Raw genomic sequence first — 12721 nt, forward strand, 5'->3', positions numbered from 1 at the left:
GTATACCCGCGTGCCGTTCCACATGATTGCCAACGACGGCAACCTCATGGAACACGCCGTGCCGTTCGACGGCAGCATGGACCTGGACGGTGACGGCGACCTGCAGAACCACAACGCCATCCTGCCCACCATAGGCATCGCCGAACGTTTCGACATCATCGTCAACTTCTCAAAATACGGGATCAAGACCGGCGACAAGCTGTACTTCGTCAACCTGATGGAACACCAGAACGGCAAGGGTCCAGAGCCTGTACCGCTGAGCCTGGCCGATGTGCTGTCCGGGAAGTACAAAGCGCTGCTCAAGCTGGGCAGCAAAGGGCTGGAATGGGACGCCGGCGACCCGGTGGTGGGCAAGTTCATGCAGCTGGTGGTCCAGTCTTATCCCGGCCAGGACGTGAGCATGAACCCCGCCGACTACGAACCCGCCAAACCGGGCAAACCGGCCGGCAAGACCATGATCCCGCTGACCCTCAACCGTGACGACCCGACGGTGCAGGCCACGCTCAAGGCGGCGCGGCATCGCGAGTTCACTTTCGGTCGCTCCGACGGTACCGACGAACAACCCTGGACCATCAAGACCGACGGCGGTTTCGGCTTCCAAATGGACCCTCGAATCATCAGCGCCGCTCCGCAACTGGCTAACGGCCCGACCCCTGCCGGGTTCTCCGGCGACGGCACACTGGAAGTGTGGAAAATAAGGAACGGCGGTAACGGCTGGAGCCACCCGGTGCACGTGCATTTCGAAGAAGGCATCGTCCTCAACCGTGACGGCAAGGCGCCGCCGGAATGGGAAAAATGGGCCCGCAAGGACGTCTATCTCATCGGCGAAGGCATCGACAGTTCGAAGGACGTGGACATTGCGATCCGCTTCCGTGAATTTGCCGGGACCTACATGGAGCATTGCCACAACACTCAGCACGAGGACACGTCCATGCTGCTGCGTTGGGATGTCGAGCACCCCGGCCAGTTTCAGTTGATGCCAACGCCCCTCCCAGGCTGGGATGGCGTCACCTACGTCAATTCTGCTGCGCTGCCGACTTTCCGCACTGGCGATACCCGTGTCAACGATGGCGATAACCAAAAACCGATCGCCAACGCCGACAGCGCCATCAGCAACACCGGCCAACCGGTGATCATCAACGTCCTGGCCAACGACAGCGACCCTGACGGTAACGTGCCACTTAAAGTGGTGGGGCTGGAGCAACCGGACTCCGGCAAGGGCGTGGTCAGCACCGATGGTACGCGCGTGACCTACACACCACCGGCAACAGTCCCCGCGCCGTTCACCGCGACCTTTACCTATAAGGCCGCCGACGCCAAGGGTGCGGAATCGGCACCGGCGACGGTGTCCGTGGCGGTCTCGGCAGCGGTCAACGAGAATCTGATCGTCACCAGCGCTACCGTCACCGCCCGCAGCAACAGCCGCTACTACTGGGTCCTGTCCGGCACCACCTCGCGTGGCACGGGCAATACCATCACGGCGACTGCCACGAGCACAACCGGTACGGTGAACCTTGGCGCCGCCACCCTGACGCCTACGGCGACAGGCGCGCGCTGGAATATAGCGGTGACGACCGTCGGCAGTGGCCCGTCGCCTAGCCCGACAGCGACCATCAAATCGGCCTTCGGCAAAACCGTGACGGTGCCAATAAAGGCGAACTGAGTACAACCAGGTTTTGGCGATGAGGGCCTCATTGAGGCCCTCTTGCTACAAAAAAATTGACAACTTACCTGGTTGTAAAATTTCCAGAATGCCAGCATTTCAAGCTGTAGCTCGGAGCTAGAGCTTCCATCGTCGGCGGACAAATGACCGTTATGGGTCGATAGCTACCGGCGAGCGTGGAAGTTCGGTTGAGCCATTCCCCACCCTGCGTATTGATCGAGCGCGGAACCTGATTGCTTTCGTAGGGCGGATAACGCGCCAGCGTTATCCGCCGTGGAGGGGCCGGCGTATTACCTATTCCGGGTTATGCGCCCTACGGTACTAGCGATGGTTGCGATAGCGTTCGGTCAAGGACCGCACGAGGGTGACGTAGGATTGCGTCTCGGCGTAGGGAGGCACCCCGTTGTACTCGACCACGGACGCTTCGCCGGCGTTGTAACCTGCCAACGCCAGCACCTGGTTGCCGTTGAAGCGCTTGAGCAGCCAGGCCAGGTAGCGCACGCCGCCACGAATGTTCTGTCGTGCGTCGAACGGATCGTCCACGGCGAAGCGCTCGGCGGTGGCGGGCATCAACTGCATCAGCCCCTGGGCGCCGGCTTCGGAAATGGCGTTGGGGCGAAACGCCGATTCGGCATGTATCACTGCGCGGACCAGCGCCCTGTCGACACCATAATGACCCGAAGCGGCTTCGATCTCCCGCCGATAGGAATGGGTGTCCAGGCGCAGTGAGGCGACCTTGAAATCCTTCGGCGCCATGCACAGATAGCAGCCCTTGATGTAATAGAGCTCAAGGACATCGACCCGTGCGGAGATCCCGACGGGGCGCCGGCTCACATATTGACGAATACCCTTGTGGATAAAGGTGTACACCCGAATCCGCACCGCGCCCGGGTTGTCGTCCCGCACAAGCCGTGGCAGGGCCATTGCCTTGGCGCCGACACCAGCGCCCGCCATGCCACTCAGGCGAGTGCAGCGGGCGCTGGCGATGGCTTGGCTGGTGTAGCTGATGGCTCCGTCCCTGGCTTGGCACTTGAACATGGCGCTGGCGCACAGTGGAGCGACCAGCAAGGCCAGCTCGATGCAGCCATAAAGGCTCTTGCGAGCCCATCGCCATGCTCTGGAACTCATCACATCGCTCCGCGCCGCAGGCGTCGATCAGGCCTGGAGCGCCTGGCCCGGACGCTGCCTTTGGAGGGCCTGTTCTGGGTGACCCGCCTGTTGTTCTAATAGTTATACCCCTTGTAACCGGCCTTGGAACTTGCGTTGACGTACGGGCTGCCGGCGTTCCCAGGCGAAGCGCAGGCCTGGTTGCTCGCACGACGCGTCGTCCCGGCTTGCCAGGGCCGGGCGCAAGTCCGATCCGCGGGTGACGGACCCGGAGCCGGTGCGGGACAGGCCCAGGTAGGCGACGGCAAAGTTGTCATCGTTATCCGCCCGGGCCGAACTCATCCGAGAATGAAATTCACCTTGCGCACCGGCGTGATGTTTTCCCAGGTTCCCCTGAACTCCGCCGCCACCACGAACGAATCCCCCGGCCCGAAGGTCTTCGCCACGCCGTCCGCATCGGTCAGGCGCACGGTGCCTTCGAGGATGTGGCACATCTCGTCGTAGTCGCACTCGCATCTCGGTCTACGCACTGACCGAAACACGGCTGCTTCCTGCGAAGACCCAGCGGTTCATCGAGCTCATATGCGACCATCTCAACAGTGCTTAATGCCTGACGACTGGATAGGGGGCATCCCGACGCAAACGGATGTCTCCTTCTGGCAGATTTTGTTGAAAAAGTCGCTTTGCCCAAACTGCCTGATCATTGACTGGTGAAAACGCCTTTTTTGCACGCTGCCAGGTGAAATCAGAGTCCGGAAGCCACTGCCAAAAGTAAGGATTTCAATCTCGGACGCGTACTTTTCTGATGCGCAAACCATGGCCGGCTTTTTCAACAGAATCGGCCGATTACTGTCTTCCACGACCGGCTGAAACCACCCTATAGAAGCCCGTTGCACCAGGTAGAAAACGGCAAAAAAACGGTCATTCAATAACGTTCAAGGTCCGGGTTTCTGTGCAGCTTTATCGCGGCGCGTCCCCTGCACCACCGGGTTAGGGCTCACGTTAATAAGCTCAACCGGAACGGGTGAGTCACTGTAGACTACTGGAAGAGCTTTCTTGCCTTTTTTATCTTGACGCGGGCGGTACTCAAGGGTCAATTTATTGCCATTCCAGAACATGCGAACAATATCTGTCAAATTCATGCTTGCGGCAATTTTAAACTTTGCCGGAAGAATAGAAGCTGCAGGAATAATAGAAATTTGTAGTAGCGGTTCGACTGCATTGAGTGGATCATGCAAGGCGCAGTAGCGATTGTATGCGATTGCAGTAAGTCCAACTTTTTCGCTGGTCGTTTGTAGGATTACTCTATCCTCACATACGTAATCTTTGGCGTGTTTCACGAGACTTAGAATCAATGCAAGACCAAACAGTATCCATCCAAATTTTCGCACAAACGCTTCAACCTTTTTGTACCTTCCTTCATTGTTTCGCGTGTCGTAATGATCAATGATCACCGCAGTCAGGTTAGCCACCAGACACAGCAGCGCTCCATACATGATCCATGCTGGGTAGCCATACAGTGTTAATACCCCGCGCTTGGTGGGAATCATAAAGTTGTCGGTGACCACTCCAAATGTTCCATAGATCAGGAGGGTGACTGACAACGCTATATTCCGTAAGCGGACCTTTAAATGAACTGCGTTCGGGGTGTAAGCGGATTCAGAAACAATTGCGTTTCCGTCATTGGGTGTGTGGGTAGGTTTCTCTGGAGTAGTCTGATTTGGCATGCTTTGATTGCTCATTGCTGACTCTCCGAACCCCAACGTTGAGCTAAAGGACGCTAATTGCTACGGTCTAGGGGTATTTCATATTCTTCAATGCAAGTGTTCAGCGTGCGAGTTCAGGATAGACAATTTGCGCAACATCTGCGCTCCATCAAGTCACAGGGTATTGTGAGGCACCGACTTCATCAGGGCTGAAAAGTGTCTGCTTTTGGCCAGTTCCGGCCCTTGGCGACAGGCAGAAACCAGCCACTTTCAGGACGAGGATTAATCATGCGGATGCGCATGCAGATGTGGATAGGAGCAGCGGCCAGGCCCATCAGCCAATTGATGATGGCCGCTGGTATCAGCCTTATCGCAATCGTAACCAATGTGCAGGCTCAAGCCACACCTCAAGCCACACAAGAGATAAAGGGCTTGCTGGACTTTGTCGAGCATAGTGAATGTCAGTTCGTGCGTAACGGGGACGCATTCCCAGGTCCCCGGGCTCGGGCGCATCTGGAGAAGAAGCTGAATTATCTCGAAGGCAAGAATATGGTGAACAGCGCAGAAGACTTCATCGATCTTGCTGCCACCAGAAGCAGCATGACTGGCCGCGCCTATGAGGTGCGATGTCCAGAGGGCGCACAACCGGCACGCACCTGGCTGAAGAGGGAACTACAGAGGCAACGGCAGCTCCATTGATTTTTGCCGCTCTGGCGGAAACTTGGTTCGCCTGCATGCACGACTGAACCGTTTCCTCAGTCTCTCCTTGATGCCGATGAGTACAGGATGAAAATATGAGTAGCGGAAGTTCAAACACCAAAGCTGAGCTTTTTCGTATTCCGCGCACGATTTGGGCTCTTGGCTTTGTCAGCCTATTCATGGATCTATCATCCGAGCTGGTGCACAGTTTACTGCCTGTGTTTTTGGTCACTACATTGGGTGCGAGTGCGTTGGCCGTCGGCGTGATCGAGGGTATTGCTGAATCGACCGCCATGCTCGTCAAGATATTTTCCGGTGCTATCAGCGACTTTATTGGTCGGCGCAAAGGATTGCTGCTGCTTGGATATGGTTTAGCCGCGCTGACCAAACCACTTTTCCCTCTTGCTCACTCGGTTGAAGTGGTCTTTACCGCCCGCTTTCTGGATCGAATTGGCAAAGGTATTCGTGGGGCGCCACGAGACGCTCTAGTCGCAGATGTGGCGCCGCTAGAAATCCGTGGCGCCTGTTTTGGACTGCGACAGTCGATGGATACCGTCGGGGCTGTTTTTGGCCCGGCTCTGGCCATCGTGCTCATGTTATGGCTCGCAGATATACAGCAAGTCCTGTGGTTCGCAGTGATTCCGGCAGCAGTGGCGGTGGCGCTCATTGTCACAGGAGTAAAAGAGCCGACTCATCTCTCCGGCGAACAAACATTTCGATCTCCAATTCATTGGAGAGTCCTTCACGACTTCTCCTTTGGGTATTGGTGGGTCGTCATTATCGGAGGGGTGTTTACGCTTGCTCGTTTCAGCGAGGCGTTTCTGGTATTACGAGCGCAACAGACAGGCCTGTCGATCACCTGGGCTCCGCTGGTGATGGTGGTGATGTCCCTTCTGTATGCACTGTCCGCTTATCCTGCCGGCTGGTTATCCGATCGCATCAGTCGCACCAAACTGCTCTGCTTGGGTATGGGGTTGCTCGTCTTGGCGGATCTGGTACTTGCTCAATCCAGTTCTGTCATCACGATGATGCTGGGCGTTGCCTTGTGGGGACTTCATATGGGATTTAGCCAAGGCATTCTTGCCTCGCTGGTAGCCGATACATCTCCCACGGAACTCAAGGGCACGGCATTCGGCATTTTCAATCTTGTCAGTGGTCTATGCATGCTGATCGCTAGCGTTCTTGCGGGCTGGCTCTGGCAAAGCATTGGGTCAGACTGCACGTTCCTCATGGGCGCGCTGCTTGCCACAACAGCTCTGCTCTTGCTCTTATTCAAGAAGTGGTAAGCGCAAATAAAAGTAAAAAAAATGGTTCTGAACGAACAGCTTACCGTTTTAGGCATCACCCGTTGCTCCGGTACTATGCGCATTCGACCTTGGTGGTGAAAGACTGCTTCTGGCCGATAGTGGTCTGCTACGAGGCAGCTATCGGGCCAAGATCAAAACGCTGTCAGCACAACGACTTCTGGTAATAGAGCCGGGTATGTCCCGGTGGATAGTCTGCCAGGCGTCCGAATTCGTCGTAGCCAAGTTTTTGATAAAAGCCGGGTGCCTGAAAGCTGAAGGGAGCACCTGCCAAGCTGCTGTACGCGCACTCGCGTTTAAGTGGATTCGGATTCTGTATCGGTGCTGGCAGACCAGGACGCTCTACGATGAAACCACCTATTTGAATGTATTGAGGAAGCGCGGTTCACCGCTGCTGAAGAACCTCGATTTAGGTTGACTGACTTCCTCAGGGCGTGAAGCTGACAGTGGCGATAGGCACAGATCGGCCAGATGCGGTCGGTCGATTGCTCTGCTGGCGTTAGTATTCGAAATTATCCTTCACGCCCGGAAAATCGAAATTTAACTACTTGAGACTCCCGGCCAGGAACTGCTGCAACCGCTCGCTTTGAGGCTGCTCCAGCAGCGTGCCTGGCGCTCCCGACTCCTCCACCCGCCCCTGATGCAGAAACATGACGTGGTTCGACACCTGCCTGGCAAACGCCATTTCGTGGGTGACGACCACCATCGTCCTGCCCTCTTCGGCCAGTTGCTGCATGACCTTGAGCACTTCGCCCACCAGTTCAGGGTCAAGGGCTGAGGTCGGTTCGTCGAACAGCATCACCTCAGGCTCCATGGCCAACGCACGTGCAATGGCCACCCGCTGTTGCTGGCCGCCGGACAAATGCACCGGGTACTGGCCCTCGACTTTTTGTGGCAGCCCCACCTTGGCAAGGTAATGACGCGCCCGCTCCAGTGCCTGCGCCCGACTGATACCGAGCACGCTCATCGGGCACTCGATGATGTTTTCCAGCACGGACATGTGGCTCCACAAATTGAAGTGCTGAAACACCATCGACAACCGGCTGCGCAGGCTCCGTAACTGCCCGGGGTTAACCACACACAACTCACCCCTTGAGTTTCTGCGGGTGAGCAACTCTTCGTCATTGACAACAATGCGCCCGGCCGACGGTTGTTCCAGATGGTTGATACAACGCAAGAAGGTACTTTTCCCGGACCCGGAGGAGCCGATGATGCTGATCACATCACCCGCCCTGGCCTTGAGCGAAACCCCTTTCAACACTTCATGGTTGCCGTAGTTTTTATGGACATCTTCAACGATCAATTTATACATTCGAGCAAGTCCGATAGGGGTCAGTGCGTCCGCGGTTTGAGGTAGGCCAGCCAATGCAGCTCGCCGCGTCGAAACAGCCAGATCAGGAAAAAAGCACTGGTGGCGTACAACACCCCGGCAATGCCAAAGGCGGTAAAGGATGCATAGGTCGCCGAGTTGACATCCCGGGCGATCTTCAGCAAATCGGGCACCGTGGCGGTAAAGGCCACCGAGGTGGAATGCAGCATCAGAATCACTTCATTGCTGAAAAACGGCAGCGCGCGGCGCAATGCCGACGGCAGAATAATCCGCCGATAAAGCGTGAACCGGCTCATTCCGTAGGCACTGGCGGCCTCGACTTCTCCGTGGGCGGTCGCCCTGATGGCGCCAGCAAAAATCTCGGTCATGTAGGCACAGGTATTGAGCCCGAAAGCCAGCACCGTGCAGTTGAAGCCGTCACGGAAAAAAGCGTTGAGAAAATCCTGGGACCGCACCACATGCAAGCTGTACACCCCGGTGTAAAAGAACAGCAACTGGATGTACAACGGGGTGCCACGAAACACGTAGGTGTAACACCAGACCGGCAGGCGCAGCAGCGGGTTGCGGCTGACGCGGGCAATCGACAACGGTACCGCGAGCACAAAACCCATCACCACCGAAAGTATGAGCAGCCACAACGTCACCGCCAACCCGGAAAAGTATGGCCCGTCACTCCACAGGTAAGCCTGCCAGTAGTCTTGAAGAATGCCGTTCATAACGCAACCTTCCTGACACCGACCGAGTAGCGGTGCTCCAGCCACATCAACACACCATTGGCTACCGTGGTAATGGCGAGGTAGATCAGGCCGCCGACCAGGGTGAAGTAAAAGAACTGCATCGAGCCCTTGCCCGCATCCTGCGTGGCCTTGACCACATCGGTCAGGCCGATGATCGATACCAGCGCAGTCGATTTGATCAACACCTGCAAGTTGTTGCCAATGCCGGGTAGCGCATGGCGCAACATTTGCGGGAACAGGATTTTGCGAAAGGTCTGCCCGTGGGTCATGCCGTAGGCCCTCGCGGCTTCGATCTGCCCCGTCGGGACTGCCTGGAAGGCGCCGCGGAATGTCTCGGTAAAGTAGGCCCCGTAAATGAATGCCAGCGTCACGACACCGGCCAGAAACGGGTCGATATCTATTTGGGCGATGCCCAGCCAATCGGTCATCCGGTTGAGCAGCATCTGCAGGCTGAAGAACAGCAGCAACATGATCACCAGGTCCGGCATGCTGCGGATCACGGTCGTGTAAGCCGTGGCCAGCGTGCGCAACAAACGATTGGACGACAACCTGGAACTGGCGCCCATCAGCCCGGCCAGGACGGCGATCAGCAATGAACAAAGCGCCAGTTTGATGGTCGCCAGGGTGCCCAGCAGAATCTGCGGGCCAAAACCTTCCAGAAGCATCTCACTCTCCTTGTTCTTGTCAGGGTGAGGTGAAGGGGGGGGCAATAGAGCGCTCGAACGAGCGCCCTGTTCAAGCTAACGACGACGCGTTATTGGGCGCCGTAGACGTCAAAATCGAAGTACTTGTTGTTGATCCGCGCGTAAGTACCGTTGGCGAGAATGGTTGCCAGGGCTTTGTTCAAATCTTCGCGCAACGCGACATCGTCCTTGCGCAGACCAAGGCCATCACCGACGCCGAAGAAGCCCGGGTCATCCAGAGTGGCACCGGCAAATTCATAGTCCTTACCCGCCGCTGTTTTCAAGAAGCCGTAACTGGCTTGAATGGAACCCTGCAACGAGGCATCAAGTCGCCCCACGACCAGGTCGGCGTACACCTGGTCCTGATTCTGATAGGAAAGAACGTCCACGCCTTTGGAACCCCAAACCGCTTTGGCATAGGACTCCTGGGTCGAGCCCTGCTCCACACCAATGCGCTTGCCCTTGAGCGATTCGAGGGTCGGCTGTAATCCCGATCCACGTTTGACCACTAACCGTGCCGGTGCATTGGACACCTTGTCGGTAAACGCAATCTGCTCCAGGCGTTTGGGTGTGATGGTCATCGAAGACGCCACCGCATCGAACTTGCGCGCCAGCAGTCCCGGGATCATCCCGTCCCAGCTGCTTTCCACCCAGACACATCGGGCTTTCAGTTCGGCGCACAACGCCTCGGCGATGTCGACCCCGAAGCCGGTCAGCGTGCCATCCTGGTTCTTGTATTCCAGCGGTGGATACGTCGGGTCCACCCCCAGCTTCAACACTTTGCCAGACCAGTCGGCCGCCCCCGCCAGGCTCGAGACCGTCAGGAACACCAGGGAAATGGCTGCAATCATCTTGTTCATTTTTATTCCTCTTCAGGCCGCAGATTTTTTACCGGCACAACGGGCGAAAATGCGCCGTCTCAACACAGAAAACGTTCGACCAGCTTGACCCAATAGCTCGCGCCCACCGGCAGGCAGCCGTCATTAAAGTCGTAGCCGGGGTTGTGCAGCAGGCACCCGCCTTCTCCCTCGCCGTTGCCGATCACCAGATAGCTGCCGGGGCACTTTTCCAGGACAAAAGCAAAGTCCTCGCTGGCCGTGAACGGCCGCAAGTCATCGATCAGGTGTTCCTCTCCCAGCCAGTCGCGGGCGACTTCATGGGCAAATGCTGTCTGTTCGGGATCGTTGATCAACACCGGATGGCAATGCTGGTAATCGATGTGGACCCGGGCGCCAAAACTCTCGGCCTGGCCCTTGACCAATTCAGTGATTCTGACTTCCAGCAAGTGGCGAATCTCGGGGGTCAGGGCGCGTACGCTCAGGCTCAGGTCGGCGCTGGACGGGATGACATTCGAGGCGCTCCCGGCATGCAGGGAGCCCACCGTGATAATCGCCATCTCCTGCGGGTTAACGTTGCGCGAGACGATGCTTTGCAGGGCCATCACGATCGAGGCACCGACCACCACCGGGTCGACGGCTTTGTGCGGCACCGCGCCATGGCCACCATTGCCGATGATTTTGACGTTAACCGTGTCGGCAGACGCCATGAACGGTCCGCTGTAAAAACCCAAATGCCCGACGGGATAGCCCGGCACGTTATGCATGGCGAAAATCGCATCGCACGGAAACCGTTCGAGCAGCCCTTCCTCGAGCATTTTCCTGGCACCGCCCAGCCCTTCTTCCGCCGGTTGGAAAATCAGGTGCACGGTGCCATTGAACGCCCGTGTCCGGGCCAGGTACTGACCGGCTGCCAGCAGGACTGCTGTATGTCCGTCGTGACCGCAGGCATGCATGACTCCGTCGAGCCGGCTGGCATAAGGCAAACCGGAGGTTTCCTGTATCGGCAACGCATCCATGTCAGCGCGCAAGCCAATGGACCGACCCTCGCCATTTTTCAGAGTGGCAACGACCCCGGTCTTGCCCACCCCAGTGCTGACCTCAAAGCCCCACTGAGTCAAACACGCTGCAACCAGCTCACTGGTGGCGAATTCTTCAAAACCCAGTTCAGGGTGCGCGTGAATACTGTGACGTATCGCGATCATTTCATCTTGCATCGCGGCAATACCAGGCAGGACCAGGCCGGCATTCATGGGTGTTCTCCTTCGACAGGGGCTGTGCGGCAGCGAAAGCGCTGTTGGGGTCGATCTTAGGGAACGGGCGCTGGGCTGGGGAGGCGCAGTTTGGTTATGATGACAACCATTAGTTGTCACCAGGGTGAGCAGATGAAACTGCATCAATTACAGGCGCTGATTGCCAGCGCCGAAACCGGCAGTATCCGCGCGGCCGCGCGTTCGCTGGAGATTTCCCAGGCCGCAGTGACCAAAGCGCTGCGCGAGTTGGAAACCAGCCAGCAGCTACCGCTGTTTACCCGAACCGCCAGCGGTCTGAACTTCACTGAATACGGCAAAGTGCTGCTGACTCACGCCCGGCTGGTGATCAAGCAACTGGAGCACGCACAGACCGAGCTTGATCACATGCGTGGGAAGGCTCAAGGCCGGCTCTGCGTCGGGATCACCCCTTGGGTTGCCCTGACCTTCCTGCCCGAAGTCGTGCTGGCTTTTCGCGAACGTATGCCACAAATCAAGCTGGAACTGTTCGAAAGCCTGATGGCCGTTGCCCAACCGCTGCTGCGCGACGGCAGCATGGACTTCGCGATTGGCCAACTCCATCCCACACAATCGACCCAGGAATTCGCCTGCGAAACCTTGCTCGATTACCAGACCTCGGTGCTGGTCCGCGAGGGTCACGCCCGACAGCATGCGCGATCGATCCACGAGTTACTGGAAGAAAACTGGACCCTGAACTACGCGCCGGACGGGCACGACGGGCTGATGCAGGAACTGTTCTGGAAACACGGAGCGCAGATTGATGAGAATCGAATCGTGCGTGCTCATTCACTGGCCATTTTGCAGATGATGGTCGAGCGGGCCGACATGTGCACCTGGGGGCCGTCCATCGTGAGCACAGCCCCGCCATTTCTGGGGCGTGTGGTATCCCTGGGGCTGACCGAGCAGTTCGAGCCCCGACAGCTGAGCATCGTGACGCGCCGCAATGGCGCACTGAGCAATCCGGCGGTCTGCTTCACCGAATGCCTGTTGCAGGTCATTCGGCGCCATGCGCGCTCGGCCAAAAAGGAAGACCGCACGCTGTTTGAAACCTTACGGCTGCGGCTGTGAGGTGACCCTACGGTTTTATGTCTGATACATCAGGACGTCTTGGGTCGAATCTGGCCGTAGGTACCGGCGCCAAGCGTTCACTTCTGACTGATTTCTGCACGTGGCCAGAGGCGACTCTCGGCCAAAAGCAGCCACTCGAACACATCACCTGATCGGCTGTTTTGCAGGACGACGTGGTCACCGATGTTCCGCTGCCAACATTGACCTGAACTGAGAAATGATCTCTGAAGATAGCCCGGCACCTTCGAACACTGCGCAGGTGAAGCTAACGGGTGCAGGGCCTGGAGCAGTTATGATGCGGTCTGCAACCACAGCTA

12 protein-coding genes and 4 pseudogenes are annotated in these 12721 nt (G+C 57.4%); 6 read left to right on the forward strand and 10 right to left on the reverse strand.

The window, feature by feature from the left end:
* Nucleotides 1-1663 (forward strand): Ig-like domain-containing protein (locus AC1DKH_RS29790; protein WP_477800165.1); only part of this gene is annotated, 1663 nt, incomplete at its 5' end.
* Nucleotides 1664-1984: 321 nt separating this feature from the next.
* On the opposite strand, the gene AC1DKH_RS29795 is transcribed toward AC1DKH_RS29790, so the two are convergent.
* Both AC1DKH_RS29795 and AC1DKH_RS29800 read right to left on the reverse strand, forming a co-directional pair.
* A complete protein-coding gene (locus tag AC1DKH_RS29795) occupies nucleotides 1985-2791 on the reverse strand; it encodes a lytic transglycosylase domain-containing protein (RefSeq protein WP_477800166.1) in 807 nt (268 codons plus the stop codon).
* 317 nt (nucleotides 2792-3108) lie between these two features.
* Nucleotides 3109-3312: a cupin domain-containing protein gene (locus tag AC1DKH_RS29800; protein ID WP_477765471.1), complete on the reverse strand. Its 204-nt coding sequence runs from the start codon at nucleotides 3310-3312 to the stop codon at nucleotides 3109-3111.
* Here AC1DKH_RS29800 and AC1DKH_RS29805 point away from each other — a divergent pair.
* A pseudogene (locus tag AC1DKH_RS29805) lies at nucleotides 3285-3377 on the forward strand (LysR family transcriptional regulator); the annotation flags it as partial. The gene AC1DKH_RS29800 and the pseudogene AC1DKH_RS29805 overlap by 28 nt on opposite strands.
* Nucleotides 3378-3705: 328 nt before the next feature.
* On the opposite strand, the gene AC1DKH_RS29810 reads toward AC1DKH_RS29805, so the two are convergent.
* Nucleotides 3706-4512 (reverse strand): hypothetical protein, encoded by an 807-nt coding sequence (locus tag AC1DKH_RS29810; RefSeq protein WP_477800167.1) that lies wholly within the window; start codon nucleotides 4510-4512, stop codon nucleotides 3706-3708.
* Between the two features lie 252 nt (nucleotides 4513-4764).
* On the opposite strand from AC1DKH_RS29810, the gene AC1DKH_RS29815 reads away from it, so the two are divergent.
* A complete protein-coding gene (locus tag AC1DKH_RS29815; protein WP_477800168.1) occupies nucleotides 4765-5175 on the forward strand; it encodes a YfeK family protein in 411 nt (136 codons plus the stop codon).
* Nucleotides 5176-5270: 95 nt separating this feature from the next.
* A complete protein-coding gene (locus AC1DKH_RS29820; protein ID WP_477800169.1) occupies nucleotides 5271-6461 on the forward strand; it encodes an MFS transporter in 1191 nt (396 codons plus the stop codon).
* Nucleotides 6462-6624: 163 nt separating this feature from the next.
* On the opposite strand, the pseudogene AC1DKH_RS29825 reads toward AC1DKH_RS29820, so the two are convergent.
* Nucleotides 6625-6738: pseudogene (locus AC1DKH_RS29825) on the reverse strand (GNAT family N-acetyltransferase); the annotation flags it as partial.
* Between AC1DKH_RS29825 and AC1DKH_RS29830 the strand changes: the two are divergent.
* A pseudogene (locus AC1DKH_RS29830) lies at nucleotides 6739-6897 on the forward strand (IS110 family transposase); the annotation flags it as partial. It abuts the pseudogene before it with no gap.
* A 126-nt stretch (nucleotides 6898-7023) separates the two neighbouring features.
* Here the strand turns inward: AC1DKH_RS29830 and AC1DKH_RS29835 are convergent.
* From AC1DKH_RS29835 to AC1DKH_RS29855, 5 genes are all read right to left on the reverse strand, one after another.
* Nucleotides 7024-7791, reverse strand: a complete 768-nt coding sequence (locus AC1DKH_RS29835; protein WP_477760429.1) for an ABC transporter ATP-binding protein — start codon at nucleotides 7789-7791, stop codon at nucleotides 7024-7026.
* Between the two features lie 20 nt (nucleotides 7792-7811).
* The gene (locus tag AC1DKH_RS29840) at nucleotides 7812-8525 is read right to left on the reverse strand and encodes an ABC transporter permease (protein ID WP_477756246.1); all 714 of its coding nucleotides are present in this window, start codon (nucleotides 8523-8525) and stop codon (nucleotides 7812-7814) included.
* Nucleotides 8522-9211, reverse strand: a complete 690-nt coding sequence (locus tag AC1DKH_RS29845; protein ID WP_477800170.1) for an ABC transporter permease — start codon at nucleotides 9209-9211, stop codon at nucleotides 8522-8524. Before AC1DKH_RS29845 ends, AC1DKH_RS29840 begins: the two co-directional genes overlap by 4 nt.
* 89 nt (nucleotides 9212-9300) lie before the next feature.
* Complete coding sequence (locus AC1DKH_RS29850; protein ID WP_477800172.1) at nucleotides 9301-10080, reverse strand: ABC transporter substrate-binding protein; 780 nt, start codon at nucleotides 10078-10080, stop codon at nucleotides 9301-9303.
* A 68-nt stretch (nucleotides 10081-10148) separates the two neighbouring features.
* Nucleotides 10149-11318, reverse strand: a complete 1170-nt coding sequence (locus tag AC1DKH_RS29855; protein ID WP_477800171.1) for a M20 aminoacylase family protein — start codon at nucleotides 11316-11318, stop codon at nucleotides 10149-10151.
* A gap of 96 nt (nucleotides 11319-11414) precedes the next feature.
* Between AC1DKH_RS29855 and AC1DKH_RS29860 the strand changes: the two genes are divergently transcribed.
* The gene (locus tag AC1DKH_RS29860; protein ID WP_477760427.1) at nucleotides 11415-12404 is read left to right on the forward strand and encodes a LysR substrate-binding domain-containing protein; all 990 of its coding nucleotides are present in this window, start codon (nucleotides 11415-11417) and stop codon (nucleotides 12402-12404) included.
* Nucleotides 12405-12581: 177 nt separating this feature from the next.
* Here the strand turns inward: AC1DKH_RS29860 and AC1DKH_RS29865 are convergent.
* Nucleotides 12582-12721, reverse strand: a pseudogene (locus tag AC1DKH_RS29865) (glutamine amidotransferase); the annotation flags it as partial.

The sequence above is a fragment of the Pseudomonas sp. 05L36 genome (assembly GCF_056398125.1).